The organism is Pseudomonas sp. GW823-FHT04A03 (assembly GCF_058796615.1).
In genome coordinates, this window is sequence record NZ_JBXAIV010000006.1 from 223,613 (window position 1) to 238,128 (window position 14,516).

General features: G+C 63.1%; 14 protein-coding genes. 4 read left to right on the forward strand and 10 right to left on the reverse strand.

Features of this window, described 5'->3' with window-relative positions:
* Positions 1–47 precede the first annotated feature (47 nt).
* The 7 genes from AC1Q9F_RS17625 to AC1Q9F_RS17655 all read right to left on the reverse strand — a co-directional run bounded on the left by AC1Q9F_RS17625 (position 48) and on the right by AC1Q9F_RS17655 (position 6,415).
* Complete coding sequence (locus tag AC1Q9F_RS17625; RefSeq protein WP_492620475.1) at positions 48–1,412, reverse strand: glutamine synthetase family protein; 1,365 nt, start codon at positions 1,410–1,412, stop codon at positions 48–50.
* Between the two features lie 424 nt (positions 1,413–1,836).
* Positions 1,837–3,183, reverse strand: a complete 1,347-nt coding sequence (gene chrA / locus AC1Q9F_RS17630; protein ID WP_492620476.1) for a chromate efflux transporter — start codon at positions 3,181–3,183, stop codon at positions 1,837–1,839.
* A 71-nt stretch (positions 3,184–3,254) separates the two neighbouring features.
* Positions 3,255–3,716, reverse strand: a complete 462-nt coding sequence (gene moaE / locus AC1Q9F_RS17635) for a molybdopterin synthase catalytic subunit MoaE (RefSeq protein WP_492620477.1) — start codon at positions 3,714–3,716, stop codon at positions 3,255–3,257.
* A gap of 3 nt (positions 3,717–3,719) precedes the next feature.
* Complete coding sequence (locus tag AC1Q9F_RS17640; protein WP_064595439.1) at positions 3,720–3,971, reverse strand: MoaD/ThiS family protein; 252 nt, start codon at positions 3,969–3,971, stop codon at positions 3,720–3,722.
* Positions 3,968–4,453 carry a cyclic pyranopterin monophosphate synthase MoaC gene (gene moaC / locus AC1Q9F_RS17645; RefSeq protein ID WP_039770876.1) on the reverse strand — a complete coding sequence of 162 codons (486 nt, stop codon included), beginning with the start codon at positions 4,451–4,453 and terminating at the stop codon, positions 3,968–3,970. Before moaC ends, AC1Q9F_RS17640 begins: the two co-directional genes overlap by 4 nt.
* On the reverse strand, positions 4,450–5,292 hold the full coding sequence (fdhD, locus tag AC1Q9F_RS17650) for a formate dehydrogenase accessory sulfurtransferase FdhD (protein ID WP_492620478.1): 843 nt from the start codon (positions 5,290–5,292) through the stop codon (positions 4,450–4,452). The genes moaC and fdhD overlap by 4 nt, the downstream gene beginning before the upstream one ends.
* Before the next feature lie 223 nt (positions 5,293–5,515).
* The gene (locus AC1Q9F_RS17655) at positions 5,516–6,415 is read right to left on the reverse strand and encodes a LysR family transcriptional regulator (RefSeq protein WP_492620479.1); all 900 of its coding nucleotides are present in this window, start codon (positions 6,413–6,415) and stop codon (positions 5,516–5,518) included.
* Positions 6,416–6,713: 298 nt separating this feature from the next.
* Here AC1Q9F_RS17655 and moaB point away from each other — a divergent pair, with 298 nt between their 5' ends.
* Together moaB and AC1Q9F_RS17665 are read left to right on the forward strand one after the other, a co-directional pair.
* Positions 6,714–7,253 carry a molybdenum cofactor biosynthesis protein B gene (gene moaB, locus AC1Q9F_RS17660; protein WP_085608999.1) on the forward strand — a complete coding sequence of 180 codons (540 nt, stop codon included), beginning with the start codon at positions 6,714–6,716 and terminating at the stop codon, positions 7,251–7,253.
* Positions 7,250–8,455: a molybdopterin molybdotransferase MoeA gene (locus AC1Q9F_RS17665; RefSeq protein WP_492620480.1), complete on the forward strand. Its 1,206-nt coding sequence runs from the start codon at positions 7,250–7,252 to the stop codon at positions 8,453–8,455. The genes moaB and AC1Q9F_RS17665 overlap by 4 nt, the downstream gene beginning before the upstream one ends.
* 6 nt (positions 8,456–8,461) lie before the next feature.
* On the opposite strand, the gene AC1Q9F_RS17670 is transcribed toward AC1Q9F_RS17665, so the two are convergent.
* The 3 genes from AC1Q9F_RS17670 to AC1Q9F_RS17680 all read right to left on the reverse strand — a co-directional run bounded on the left by AC1Q9F_RS17670 (position 8,462) and on the right by AC1Q9F_RS17680 (position 12,182).
* Positions 8,462–9,259, reverse strand: coding sequence for a MipA/OmpV family protein (locus tag AC1Q9F_RS17670; protein ID WP_492620481.1), 798 nt, complete (start codon positions 9,257–9,259; stop codon positions 8,462–8,464).
* Between the two features lie 114 nt (positions 9,260–9,373).
* Positions 9,374–11,584: a TonB-dependent siderophore receptor gene (locus tag AC1Q9F_RS17675; protein ID WP_492620482.1), complete on the reverse strand. Its 2,211-nt coding sequence runs from the start codon at positions 11,582–11,584 to the stop codon at positions 9,374–9,376.
* 109 nt (positions 11,585–11,693) lie between these two features.
* Entirely contained in the window at positions 11,694–12,182 is a 489-nt protein-coding gene (locus AC1Q9F_RS17680) for a GFA family protein (protein WP_492620483.1), read from the reverse strand.
* A 234-nt stretch (positions 12,183–12,416) separates the two neighbouring features.
* On the opposite strand from AC1Q9F_RS17680, the gene AC1Q9F_RS17685 reads away from it, so the two are divergent.
* Together AC1Q9F_RS17685 and aguA are read left to right on the forward strand one after the other, a co-directional pair.
* On the forward strand, positions 12,417–13,301 hold the full coding sequence (locus AC1Q9F_RS17685) for a LysR substrate-binding domain-containing protein (protein ID WP_102621920.1): 885 nt from the start codon (positions 12,417–12,419) through the stop codon (positions 13,299–13,301).
* A gap of 99 nt (positions 13,302–13,400) precedes the next feature.
* Positions 13,401–14,516 (forward strand): agmatine deiminase, encoded by a 1,116-nt coding sequence (gene aguA, locus AC1Q9F_RS17690; protein WP_492620484.1) that lies wholly within the window; start codon positions 13,401–13,403, stop codon positions 14,514–14,516.

A 14,516-nucleotide genomic window follows, 5' to 3' on the forward strand; every position in this document is an offset into this window, starting at 1 on the left:
ACGCCTTCGCGGGCAAGCCCGCTCCCACAAGGGGGCGGAGTGATTTATCAGGCTTCTGTGAGGTACCAGCGCCAGTCCTGCTCGCCCACTTCGGCCATGAACTGCCGGTATTCCGCGCGTTTCACTGCCAGATACACCCCGAGAAACTCCTGCCCCAGCGCATCCCGTGCCCACCCCGAATTTTCCAGTGCTGTGAGCGAAGTCAGCCAGTCGGTCGGCAGCAATTCCTTCGCCTGCGCATAGCCATTGCCCTGCACCGGTTCGCCCGGATCGATGTCTTCTTTTATCCCGCGATGAATGCCCGCCAGGATCGCCGCCGCTGCCAGATACGGGTTGGCATCGGCGCCGCAGATGCGGTGTTCGATGTGTCGGGTGTTGGCCGGGCCGCCGGGCACGCGCAGGCTGACGGTGCGGTTGTCGACGCCCCAGGTCGGCGCCAGCGGCGCGTAGCTGTTGGCCTGGAAGCGGCGGTAGGAGTTGGCGTTCGGGCAGAACAGCAGCAGCGAATCGAGCAACGAGGCGAGCATTCCGCCAATCGCCGTGCGCAGCAGCGGGGTGCCCGCCGGATCTTCGGAGGCAAACAGATTGCGCCCCTCGGCATCGGCGAGGCTGACGTGCATGTGCATGCCGGTGCCGGCCAGGTGATCGAACGGCTTGGCCATGAAGGTCGCCTGCATCCCGTGCTTGTGCGCCACGGCTTTGACCAATCGTTTGTAGCGCACGGCCTGGTCCATCGCCTCCAGCGCATCGCCGTGTTCGAGGGTGATTTCCACCTGGCCCGGCGCGTATTCCGAGATCGCCGTGCGCGCGGGAATGCCGTGCAGTTTGCAGGCGCTGTAGAGGTCGGCGAGGAACGGCTCGATCTGTTCCAGCTCACGCAAACCGTAGACCTGCGTGTGCCTCGGTCGACCGCCGTCGGCATCCAGCGCCGGTTGCGGGCGACCGTTGTGATCGCGTTTGGCGTCGAGCAGGTAGAACTCCAGCTCGCAGGCCATCACCGGGTGGTAACCCTCGGCTTTCAAGCGGTCGATGACCTTGATCAGCAGGTGACGCGGGTCGGCAATGCTCGCCGGCATGCCTTGTTCCGGGTGCATGCTGACCTGCACCGCAGCGGTCGGAATCTTCCGCCACGGCAGACGCACCAGACTGCCTTCCAGCGGGTAGGCGCGGCAGTCGATATCGCCGACGTCCCAGACCAGACCGGAGTTTTCCACGTCCTCGCCGTGCACCGTCAGGCCGAGGATGGTGCTTGGCAGCGGGCGACCGCTTTCGTATACGGCGAGCAGTTCTTCGCGGTGCAACAGCTTGCCGCGCGGCACGCCGTTGGCGTCGAGGATGAACAGTTCGATCATGTCGATGTCGGGGTTCTGCTCGAGAAAACTACGGGCGTCTTCAATGGCTGCGAATTTCATAATCAATCACTCACGATGGCGCCGCACAGGCGCGCAGATTCGGGCCGGACGCAGCGCGGCAAAAGGCGCGGGCGTCCTGGCAGGGATATCGAAAAAAGAGGGGGGGCTGTCGCGATTTTTAGCGGCGCGATCAGACGGGCAGGCAGATATCCGGCGGGCGTGCGGAGTGACGCAGCTTGGAGCGGCTCAGGGCCATGGGGAGATTGACGATGCGATTCATGCGCGGCCCCTGTGAAGGAGGGCGCACAGTGCAGAGACGTTCAACGATTCTGATTGTTGTAGTGACGTGCTCATGACGCGTGTTTCCGTTGGCGGAAAACGTCGGCGGCGGGAGAGTCCCGCCATGCCGGTGTGGCTGGATAGTAAGGGGGAATCCCCGGATAAGTAAACGCCTGATTCCGCGAGCGGTGGCGTGCACCCCGGTTCAGCGCAGCAGGTAAAACCCCAGCCCGACAAGGGCGCAAACGATCAACACCTCCATCACGCCGCGCTTGAAAAAGAACAGGGCGAGGGCGGCCACGAGGGCAAGCACGATCGAGAAAACATCGGGCTGACCGGCAAAACCATTGGGCCAGAACACGTGATAAGCAAAGAAACACGCCAGATTCAGGATCACCCCGACCACCGCTGCCGTGATCGCCGTCAGCGGTGCGGTGAACTTCAGTTCGTTGTGCGTCGACTCCACCAACGGTCCGCCGGCGAGGATGAACAGGAACGAGGGCAGGAAGGTGAACCAGGTCACCAGCGTCGCGGCCAATGCACCGGCGGCGAACGCGTGTTCCGGGCCGAACGTCGGTTGCACGTAAGCGCCGACAAACCCGACAAACGCCACCACCATGATCAGCGGCCCCGGCGTGGTTTCACCCAACGCCAGGCCGTCGATCATCTGCGTCGGCGTCAGCCAGCCGTAATGCCCGACCGCGCCTTGATACACGTAAGGCAGCACAGCGTAAGCACCGCCGAAGGTGAGCAGCGCCGCTTTGGTGAAGAACCAACCCATTTGCGTGAAGGTCCCGCCCCAGCCGAACAGCGCCGTCAGCAGCGCCATCGGCAGACACCACAGCAACGCTCCGATCAGCACCAGACGCAGCAGCCTCGGCAGGCTGAACCGCGCATGCTCGGGTGGCGGGGTGTCGTCATCGATCAGGGCCGGGCCGAAGGACTTTTCGCTGCTGCGATGACCGCCGTTGCTGAACCGCTGCGGCGCCCAGCGTCCGCCGAAATAGCCGATCAATGCCGCGCCGAGTACGATCAGCGGAAACGGTACGTTGAAGGCAAAAATCGCCACGAACGCCGCCCCGGCAATCGCCCACAGCCAGCTGTTCTTCAAGGCTCGCGAGCCGATGCGATGGGCCGCATGCAACACGATCGCGGTCACCGCCGGTTTGATCCCGTAAAACACCCCGGCCACCGCCGGCACGTCGCCGAACGCGATGTACACCCAGGACAAAGCGATCAGGATCAGCAGCGAAGGCAACACAAACAGCGCCCCGGCCAGCACGCCGCCACGGGTGCGGTGCAGCAGCCAGCCGATATAGGTCGCCAGTTGCTGGGCCTCGGGGCCGGGCAGCAACATGCAGTAGTTTAGCGCATGCAGAAAGCGCCGCTCGGAGATCCAGCGCCGACGCTCCACCAGTTCCTGGTGCATGATCGCGATCTGGCCGGCGGGGCCACCGAAGCCGATGCAGCCGAGTTTCAGCCAGAAGGGCCAGGCCCGACGCAGGCTGACAGGCTGGGGACGGGACAAATCCTCAGGAGGCGTTGTGCTCAAGTGCGGCTCCACGTTCGAATCGGCGGGAGCCGCTATCTAATCAGGCTTTTGTTGCAGCCGACAGAGCCCTGTCAGGCATGCGCCAGACTCCAGCGAAACGCCGCATTCTGATCACTCTCCCGCGCCTCGACCCAATGCGAACCCTCAGGCGTAGTCTCACGCTTCCAGAACGGCGCGCGGGTCTTCAGCACGTCCATGATGAACGCGCAGGCCTCGAACGCCGCATGCCGATGCTTGCTGCTCACGCCAACGAACACGATCGGCTCGGTCACCGACAGCGCGCCGACCCGATGCACAATCTCCACCGCCATCAGCGGCCACCGCTCGCGAGCCTGTTCGGCGATCTGCTCCAGAGCCTTCTCGGTCATGCCCGGATAGTGCTCCAGAAACAGCTCGGTCACCGACTGCCCGACGTTCAGATCCCGCACATAACCAATGAAATTCACCACCGCGCCCACCCGTGGATTACGCGCATGCAGGTCGGCAATCAACTGACCGGCATCGAAGCCTTTACGCTGGACTCGAACACCCATGCCTTAACCTCCCGTGACCGGCGGGAAAAACGCGATCTCGTCGAAATCCTCGATCACCTGATCCGGCTGACACAGCTCCTGATTCACCGCGCACATCAGGTTGCCGGCGCCGAGCACTTCACGCCAGACATCGCCGCGCTGCATCAGCATCTGCCGCACGTCTTCGACACAAGCGAGGGTGTCGCTGGCCGGTATCTTTTCACCGCCCAGATTGAGCCGGTCACGGTAGCTGGCGAAGTAGTTGATCAGAATCATTGCGGGTTCTCCCATTGAAAGTGGCCCGAGCGGCCGCCCTGTTTGCTCAGCAGACGGATGTCGCCGATGACCATCGCCCGGTCCACCGCTTTGCACATGTCATAGATGGTCAGCGCGGCGACGCTGGCGGCGGTCAGGGCTTCGAGTTCGACGCCGGTCTGGCCGGTGAGGCGGCAGGTGCTGGTGATCTGCACGCGGTCCGGCTCGCAGGCCTTGAGCTCGACGTGGATCGAACTGAGCAGCAGCGCGTGGCACAGCGGAATCAACTCGTGGGTGCGCTTGGCGGCCTGAATCCCGGCGATCCGCGCCACGGCGAACACATCGCCCTTGGGGTGGCCGTTGGACTGGATCATTTGCAGGGTTTCCGGGCGCATCTGCACCCATGCTTGCGCAGTGGCTTCGCGGCGGGTCGCGGCTTTGTCGCTGACGTCGACCATGTTGGCGCGGCCCTGATCGTCGAGGTGGGTGAGGGTGTTGCTCATGCGGTGGGCTCCTGGATCGGGCTGTAGATTCGGGGGGCGTTGCGGTGCGGGACGTGGATCAGGTTCAAGCGGTGCTTGAGTGCCCAGCGCACGGTCAGCGCGGTGGGTGCGGACAGGCTGACGAGTGTGCCGAGGCGGGCGCGCACGGCTTTGTGGATCAGTTCGAGGCTGCAACGGCTGGTGACCACGACGAAGCCCTGACGCGCATCGAGGCCTTCGAATTGCAAGGCGCCGATCAGTTTGTCGAGGGCGTTGTGGCGGCCGATGTCTTCGCGGCACAGCAGCGCTTCGCCGTGTGCGTCGAAGTACAACGCCGCGTGCAGGGCACCGCTGCTGCGGGCCAGTTGCTGGGCCTGTTCGATGCGCTGACGGATGCCGTTGAAATGTGCGGCAGGTGGCAAGGGTGTCGTGGTCAGGATCTCCAGTTGTGGCAGCGCCTGCTCAAGGGCTTCCACGCCGCAGAGGCCGCAGCCGCTGGTGCCCGCCATCTGCCGCCGGTGATCTTTCAGGGCCCAGAACGAGCGGCTGGAAATCTGCACGTCGGCCTGGCAGGCCTGGTCGAAATGGGTCAGGCGGATGTCGTGGATATCGTCGAGACGGTCGACGATGGCGTTGCTCAGGCTGAAGCCGCGAATGAAGTCTTCGATGTTGCCCGGCGAGACCATCATCACGGCCTGATTCAGGCCGTTGTAGCTGATGGCCAAAGCGATTTCCGCCGCCAGCGCCGCGTGGGACACCGGCGCGTCGTCGAGGTATTCGCGGTAGGCCACTTGCGCCGGTTGTGGCGCGGGGGCGTTGGCGTCGCCCGGTTCGATGAGTTGTTCAACTTGGCACAGCATCTTGAAAATCCCCGAAGCGCTGAAGTGGGGTCAGGCTACGGGGCAGGGAAAAGTGCGTCCAATCGCTTGTTCCGATGCAGTGATTGGATTGGTCGATCACCGTTCCGGCCCCTTCGCGAGCAAGCTCGCTCCCACAGGTATCGAGTCACGCCACATATCTGTGAGCGCCACGAAACAATGTGGGAGCGAGCTTGCTCGCGAAGGTGGACTGAAGCGCAATGATTTAAACGGCAGGCGCCTCGATCCCGAACATCTTGCGCGCCTCGGCAAAACACTTCTCGGCAATCGCCGAGCGCGGTTCGGTCTTGCGCATCACCAGCCCCAGCGGCGCGAGCACGCTGGCATCCGGCAGGTTGATGAAGGCCAGGTGTTCGATCGGCTCCTCCAGACCGCTGTCCAGCGGCATGATCGAGCAGCAGAAACCCTGGTGAATCGCCTGCAGCAGTTGATAGGTCGAGTCGCTTTCCATGATCGGCTGCGGATTAAGCCCGCGACTGCGGAAACTCAGGTCGATGGATTTTCGATAGTGCATGCCGGTGGTGATCATCCCCAGCGGCAGTTCGGCGGCGTCTTCCCAGCTCATTTCCGGGCCATCGAAATGGAAGTGACGGGTGTCGTAGAGCAGGCCGACGCGGGTTTCGCCAATCTCGAAGAACTCGAAATAGTTCGGGTTGACGTGGTCCAGATAACACACGCCCAGGTCCAGCTGATTGTTGCCCAGGCCCTCGATGATCTCGTCCGAACTCAGCGACGACAGGCTGTATTTCAGCTCCGGATAAGTCCCGGACAAACCCTGAATGTAATTGACCGGATTGAAGTTGCTCAGCGGCACCAGCCCCAGGCGCAGGCTACCGACCAGTTGCCCGCGGCAAGCAGCGGCTTCGGCGAACAGCCCGTCGTGGGCGGCCAGCAACGTTCGGGCCCAGGCCAGTACGCGCTCGCCGGCCTGGGTGAAACCTTCGAAGCGCTGGCCGCGATTGACCAGCACCAGATCCAGCTCGTCTTCCAGATTGCGCAGGCGCATCGACAGGGTCGGCTGGGTGATGTGGCAGCGCGCGGCGGCCTGGCCGAAGTGGCGGGTTTCGTCCAGCGCGATCAGGAACTTGAGTTGTTTGATGTCCACGACGGCACCTGCTCGATAAGGAATTTTGATTGAGTATTGACGCAGATGCGTACGGCGCACGGAAAGCGCAGGGAGCGACGATCCCATCGAGGGCTTTTTTCGTCCAATCGGCAGTGTTTAAGAGCTTATCGAGGGTTTCGATGACGCCCGGTTTCATTGGGCCGGACAGCGGTCGAGGGGCTGAAAAAAATCACCGATAGAGCAGGTCGATAGTGTGGTTGGCCAGAGTGATTAGACAGTCCTCACAAGCGGCACTTAGGCTCGTCATCCATTGAATTGACGACGGCCGGAGAGTGCCATGAGTGTTAAATCGGATGCCTTGTTCGTTCCCCTGAATATTGCCGTGCTGACGGTCAGCGATACCCGCGATTACGCCAGCGACACCTCCGGCCAGTTGCTGGTCAGCCGCTTGCTGGAGGCCGGCCACACCTTGAGCGAGCGCAATCTGCTCAAGGACGACCTGTACAAGATCCGCGCCCAGGTCGCGCAGTGGATCGCCGACGACAACATTCAAGTGGTGCTGATCACCGGCGGCACCGGTTTCACTGGCCGCGACAGCACTCCGGAAGCCGTGGCCTGCCTGCTGGACAAGCAGATCGATGGCTTTGGCGAGCTGTTCCGCGCCATCTCGATTCTCGACATCGGCACCTCGACCGTACAAAGCCGCGCGCTGGCGGGCCTGTCCAACGGCACGCTGGTGTGCTGCCTGCCGGGTTCCACCGGCGCCTGCCGCACCGCGTGGGAAGGCATCCTTGCTGAACAACTGGATAACCGCCATCGCCCGTGCAACTTCGTTCCGCACCTCAAACCGGTGCAAGCCTGCGGGCCGCGCGGATGAGCAAGCCGGGTTTGATGCCGGTCGAGGACGCCCTCGACCAACTGTTGGCGATGGCCGATGAACAACGTCTGCCGGACAGCGAATCAGTGGCGCTCAATGAGGCACGCGGCCGAGTGCTGGCCAGCGATCTGGTCGCCACACTCGATCTGCCGCCGTGGCCGAACAGCGCCATGGATGGTTACGCCTTGAACCTCGCCGACCTGCATCGCCAGCCATTGAGCGTTTCACAACGGGTCTACGCCGGACTGGCGCCGGACGCCTTGCTGCCCGGCACTTGCGCACGGATTTTTACCGGGGCGCCGTTGCCCAATGGCGCCAATTGCGTGGAGATGCAGGAAAACGTCGAAGTGCTCGAAGACGGACGCGTCCGTTTCCTGCAACCGCTGAAAGTCGGCCAGAATATCCGCGCCCAGGGCCAGGAGAACCGCGTCGGCGACACCTTGCTGCGCGCTGGCAAACGCCTCGGCCCGTTCGAACTGGCGGTGGCGGCGGGGCAGGGCATGACTCATTTGCCGGTGGTGCGTCGTCCGCGCGTGGCATTGCTGTCGACTGGTGATGAACTGGTGGAACCAGGGCAACCGCTGCGTCCCGGCAGCATCTACAACAGCAACCGCACTTTGCTCGACCACTGGTTGCGCGAACTGGGTTGCGAAGTGATCGATGCCGGGATTCTTCCCGATCGTCCGGCGCAGACCCGGCTCAAACTTGAGCAACTGCAAGTGGCGGCCGATCTGATTCTGACTACGGGCGGCGTGTCTGCCGGTGACGCCGACTGCCTCGGCCAGGTGCTGCGTGACAATGGCAAACCGCTGCTGTGGAAACTCGCGATCAAACCCGGCAAACCGCTGACGATCGGGCATTTCGGCACGGTGCCGGTGATCGGCCTGCCAGGCAATCCGACCTCGGCGCTGGTGACCTTCGGCCTGCTGGCGCGCCCGTACCTGCTGCGCATTCAAGGCGTGGAAGAGGTGATGCCGCTGAGTTTCACGGTCAATGCCGGTTTCGACTGGCCGAAACCCGGCAGCCGTCGTGAATACCTGCGCGTGCGTCTGGAGGGCGGGCAGGCGGCGCTGTATCCGAACCAGAGTTCCGGGGTTCTGCTCGGTGCGACCTGGGCCGACGGGCTGGTGGAAATCCCCGAGAATTGCACCTTGCAGAGGGGCGATCCGCTACGTTTTATCCCGTTCAGCGAGCTGTTCTGAGCGCGATCAAAAGGTGTAGACCACTTGCCCGGCGATTGAGGTCTGCAACCGGCGCTCGACAATCGGGCTGTCGGCCGCTTCGTGGCTCAGGTACTGCACCGCCAGAACGGTCGACACGCTCCATTGCTCATCCAGCGGCAACGACCAGGTCAGGTCCGCACCGCGACTGACCAACCCGGCTCGGGCCTTGTACGCGCGGAACTGGCTGCGCGAGGCCTGGGCGTCGCTGACGCCGTACCAGGTGCGCATGTAATTGCTGTCGCCGAACTGGCTGTTGAGGCCGCCAGTGACTTTGCCGTAACGCCCTTCGTAGAACGGCGCGCTGATGCTCAGCTTGAGGCGGTTCCACGACGATCCGGTGTCGTGGTCATCGTCGTCCTTTTCCAGCGCATGCTCGAAACTTGCGCCGAGGATGAGCGGGCCCATGTGATACGTGCCGTCGAGCCCGATCACCGGGCGCGACTTGATCGAGCCCATGCCGTTGAGTTCGTCCGAGCCCTTGAATCCGGTCTTGCGATCCTTGCGCACGTCGGTGGCGCCGACGTAGACGCTGAGGCCGAAATCCTCTTCGTCGAAGCCCCAGCCGAGGCCCCGGCTGCTGTCGAGAAACACGCCGTAAGGGCTGACAATTTCCACGCCCACCAATGGCGCCACCACCCGCTCATCACTGCCGCTGTAACGCGGCGCACTGGCGGCACCGGCGCGCAGGGTGGCGTGCCAGTCTTCGGCGCGCAGCGAGTCGCCCGGCAGCAGCAGGCAGAGGGAGGTCAGGGACAGCGAAAATGTGCGTAACGAAACCGGCATGGGGCACCCGAGGGGGAGGTTGGATGCGCCCATGCTAGTGAGGTGGCGGCCGGCAATCTTTGGCAGCTTTGTCGGGAAACTGTCAAAGACTGTGAAGCCGCCGGTTGCGCTGAATCAGAAGTCCCACTTGGTGGTGAGCATCAGGTTTCGCGGCTCGCCGTAGAACGTGGTGTCGAAGTTGCCCAGACCCGTCAGGTACTTCTTGTCGAACACGTTGTTGGCGTTGACGGTGAAGCTAAGGTGTTCGTTGTACTGATAGCGGGTCATCAGGTCGACCAGGGTGTAGCCGCCCTGTTTGATGCGCGTGTAATCGCCGGCCGGCGCGCTGTAAATCTTGCCGTAGAACGCGCTCTGCCAGCTGATGCCGCCACCGACGGTGACCTTGTCGAGCATGCCCGGCAGGCGATAGGTGGTGAAGGTGCGCACCACGTGTTCCGGTTTGGTGGTGGACAGCGGGTAGCCGTAGATCCGCTCTTCGTCGGCATCGCGGGTGCGGGCGTAGGTGTAGCCGGCGGAGACGTTCCAGCCGTCGGCCAGTTCGCCGGCCAGTTCCAGCTCGACGCCCTTGGTGGTGGCGCCGTCGATGGCTTTGTAGATGCCTTCGTTGGTGACGGCGTTGGTGCCGATCGACTCGGCGACGCCGTCCTGTTCGATGCGGAAGAACGCCAGGCTGGCGTTCAGGCGACCGTCGAAGTACGCCGCTTTCAGACCGGCTTCATAGCTGTCGCCTTCCACCGGGGCCAGGGTCGAGCCGTTGATGTCCTTGTAGGTTTGCGGCTGGTAGATGCTGGTGTAGCTGGCGTACACCGAATAGGTGTCGTCGAGGTCGTAGACCAGCCCGGCGTACGGCGTGACCACGCCGTGTTCCTTGTAGCTGGCATGCGTGTCGCTCAGGCCGGCGCCGGCGTTGTAGCGGTAGTCTTCGTTGTATTTGAAAGTGCTCAGGCGGCTGCCGAGGATCACCGACAAATCGTCGGTCGGGTGCAGGCGGGTGGCCAGATAAACGCCGTTCTGGCTTTGGGTGCGTTCGTATTTGCCGTTCTTCGGGAAGTCCTGTTTCGGCAGGTCGCCGTTCCAGTCGTAGATGCTGCCGGGTACGAGTTCGAAAGCGCTGGTGTCGTAGGTCGAACCGGTCTGGCGCGAGTGCGAAGTCATCACGCCGGCGATCAGCTCATGCTCGCGGCCGCCGAGGGTGAACGGGCCGGAGACGTTGACGTCAGCGGTGTTCTGCACGCGATGACCTTCCCAGCGGCCCCAGTACAGGAACATGCCTTCGCCGGTGGCGCGATCCGGGTTGCCGCCGCTGGCCGAGGCCAGTCGAGTGTCGTGATCGGTGGTCTTCTGGTCGAGGCTGACCTTGAATTTCCAGTCGTTGGCCAGCGCCTGTTCCAGCGAGGCGAAGTAGGTGATGTTGTCGAAATCACGACGGCTCCAGTCGGCGCCGTTGTTGAAGTGACGCGGGAACTCGGTGCGGCCGCCGTCGGCGAAATACACCGGGTTGCCGGTCCACGAGGTGCCGCGCGGGGTGGTGCTGGACTTGTCGATGCCGAAGGTCAGCAGGGTGTCGTCGGTCAGGTCGGCTTCGAGGATGCCGTAGAACAGATCCTTCTTCTGGCTGTAGTGATCGAGGTAGGAATTCTTGTCTGAATACGCACCGACAAAACGCCCGCGCACATTGCCCGAATCGGTCAGCGAGCCGGAAATATCACCGACGGTGCGGTAGGCATCCCACGAACCGACGGTGCCGCTGATCGAGGCCTTGAACTCTTTGGTCGGCTTCTTGCGGATCAAATTGACCGTGGCCGACGGATCACCAGAGCCGGTCATCAGGCCGGTGGCGCCCTTGATCACTTCCACACGGTCGATGCTGGAGGCGTCGTCGCCGTTGTTCGGGTTCTCGCCGTAGACGCCGTCGTAGGGCAGGTTGACGCCGTCGTACTGAAAGTTGGTGATGGCAAAACCGCGAGCGGAAAACTCGGTGCGGTCGCTGTCGTATTTCTGGGTCGAAATGCCCGGTGTGTTGCGCAACGCATCGCCGATGCTCTGTACGCCACGGTCGTCCATTTGCTGACGGGTGATCACCGTCACCGATTGCGGGGTTTCGCGCAGCGACAATGGCAGGCCGGTGGCCGAGGACGTCGCGCCGGTGGTGTAGGACTGCGTGCCTTCGGTGGTCGCCCCCAGGCCCTGGGCGGAAATATTGGTCGCGCCCAGTTGCAGGGTTTCTTTTTTGGTCGGGACTTCAGCGGCGTGGGCGGTGGCGGCAAAACTCACAACAGCCAGCGTCAGCGGGCGTAAGGCAAAACGGAAACGGACGTGCGACATGGAGATCCCTTTGCATCGAATCGATCGGTAGTTGAAGTGCTTCTGGTGGGTTAACCGAACGAGCGATGCAAAAGGGAACCGGGGTCTGAAAAATAAACGGAATCGATGCTCAGCGAGTCAGGCCAAGGCGTTCATGCCACTGGGCGATGGATTCTTCGGGGTAGACCTCGAACTGCTGATCCCTGGCGCTCGCTTGCACTTCGACCCACGGTGCCTTGGAGCCGAGCATCAGATGGGTGTGTTCCGGCGGCACCGGCAGCGGTGTGTCGATGGCCGAGGCGAACGGGTGGACCAGCTCCGGCCACTCCGGGCTGAACAGCCACAGACCGCTGCCGCACAGCGAGCAGAAGTGTCGCTCGGCGGTGCTGCGGTGGGCGCGGGCATCGCCTTCGTCTTTCATTTTCGCGTGGTAGATCGTGATGTGTTTGCGCCCGCGCACCTTGAGGCTGGCCGCGTCGCCGCCGAGGTTGATCGCAAAGCCGCCACCGCCCTGGGTCTTGCGGCAGATCGAGCAGTAGCAGCGCTGATAAGGGTAGGGGTGGGCGCTGTCGAGGGTGAATGAAACCGCGCCGCAGTGGCAGGAGCCTTCGAGGTGCATGAGTGGCCTCCGGTTGGGCTTTGTCGATGCAGCTCAGCCTAGAAGAAATGTTGCGCCTGTGCCGCCGCTATCGCGAGCAAGCTCGCTCCCACAGGGTTATTCAGAGTTTGAAAGATTGGGGGCACACCGCAAAACCTGTGGGAGCGAGCTTGCTCGCGATGAACGATAACGCGGTACAACTGGACGCCCACGAATCCGAAGGTCAGCATGTCCGCAAAAAAAGGGACTCAACCCATGCGCCGACTACCTTCACTGGCCGCCCTGCGAACCTTCGAATGCGCTGCCCGTCACGCGCATTTCGGTCGTGCCGCCGCCGAGCTGTGCGTCACCGACAGCGCCGTCAGCCATCAGATCCGCCAGCTCGAAGAGCAACTGGGCGTGTCGCTGTTCATCCGCGAGGGCCGGCAGATTCGCCCGACCATCGCCGCCGGGCGACTGATGCAGAGCCTGCAACAGGCCTTCGAACTGATCGGCGATGCCTGCGATGAATTGCGTGATCCGTCCTCGCTCGCCGTGTTGCGGCTGGCGGTCACGGCGGAGCTGGCGCAGAAATGGCTGATGAACCGTCTCACCGATTTCTACGCGCGTTATCCGCACATCACCTTGCACCTCTACGAACAACCGATCGATGCCACCGCGCCCGGCGAAGACATCGATCTGGCGATCACCTACGGCACCGGCCCGGTGGACAGCAGCGCGTACTTCGTCCGCCCGTTGCCGGCGTTGCAGTTCTTCCCCGTGTGCAGCCCCGGCCTGTTCAACCAGGGCAACCTGAAAACCCCGAAGGACCTGGCCCGGCACTGTCTGCTGCACGACGATCAGGACGGCAAGACCTGGACGGCGTGGCTCACCAGCCATGCCGGCGATTTGCGCCCGGAACGCCAGTTGTATTTCGCCCACGCCGGCCTGGCGCTGGAGGCGGCGGCACAAGGGCAGGGCGTGGCAATGGGTGACAACCTCACGGCGCAGGAAGACTTGCAGAGCGGGCGTCTGGTGCGCCCGTTCACCTCCAGCATGACTGCGCTGGGCCAATATGCGCTGGTCTGCGAGCGGGTGCGTCTGGAGCGCCCGGCGGTGGCGCAGATGCTGGAATGGTTCAACGATCAGCTGGCGGATTGATGAGTTGAATTCAACTGTTCCGAAATAATCATCGTTGGCGAGCCGACCGCTCGCGACCGTAGCCTGAGGTCATTCCCATCCCGATGACGAGGTTTGACCATGGCACGTTTGCTCAACTCCACCCCGAAACAGGACGGCTTCCGTCTGCCCGGCGAATTCGAAGCCAAGTCCGGTTGCTGGCTCGGCTGGCCGGAGCGCACCGACGTCTGGCGCAACGGCGCCAAGCCGGCGCAGAAAGTCTGGGTGCAGATCGTCACCGCGATCTCCCACAGTGAACCGGTGACGGTCTGCGCTTCGGCCTCCCAGTTCGCCACCGCCCGCCGCCAGTTGCCGCCGCAAGTGCGGGTGGTGGAGATGACCTGCAACGACACCTGGTTTCGCGACAGCGGCCCGTGCTTTGTGGTCAACGACCAGAGCGGTGAAGTGCGTGGCGTCGACTTCGAATTCAACGCCTACGGCGGCCTCGACGGCGGGCTCTACTACCCGTGGGACAAGGACGACCAGATCGCCAGCAAGATCCTCGAAATCGAACGCTTCGACCGCTATCGCGCGCCATTGATTGCCGAACTCGGCGGCATCCAGAGCGACGGCCAGGGCAGCATCCTCACCACCGAGCAATGCCTGCTCAACCGCAATCGCAACCAGCACCTGGGCAAGGACGAAGTCACCCGCGGGCTGACCGATTACCTCGGCGCCGAGCAAGTGATCTGGCTGCCACGCGGTTGCAAGTTTGACGAAACCGACGGCCATGTCGACGACCTCGCGTGCTTCGTGCGCCCCGGCGAAGTGGTGCTGCAATGGACCGACAACCGCGACGATCCGCAGTGGGAAATCTATCAGGAGGCCTACGACATCCTGCGCAGCACCCGCGACAGCCGTGGCCGCGAACTGATCGTGCACAAGCTGCCGCAACCGGACGTGCTGGAGTGGACCGCCGAAGAAGCCGAAGGCCTCGATCAGCAGGACAGCACTCACACCCGCCAGGCCGGCACCAAAATCTGTGCCTCGTACATCAACTACTACGCCGGCAACAGTTCGATCGTGGTGCCGCTGTTCGGTGATCGCAACGATCAGGTGGCGCTGGCGACCCTTGCCGAGCTGTTCCCGCAGCACAAGATCGTCGGCATCGAAAACTCCCGGGAAATCCTGCTCGGTGGCGGCAACGTCGCGTGCATCACCATGCCGCAATACGCCGGCCAGAAAAAAGGAGCCTGA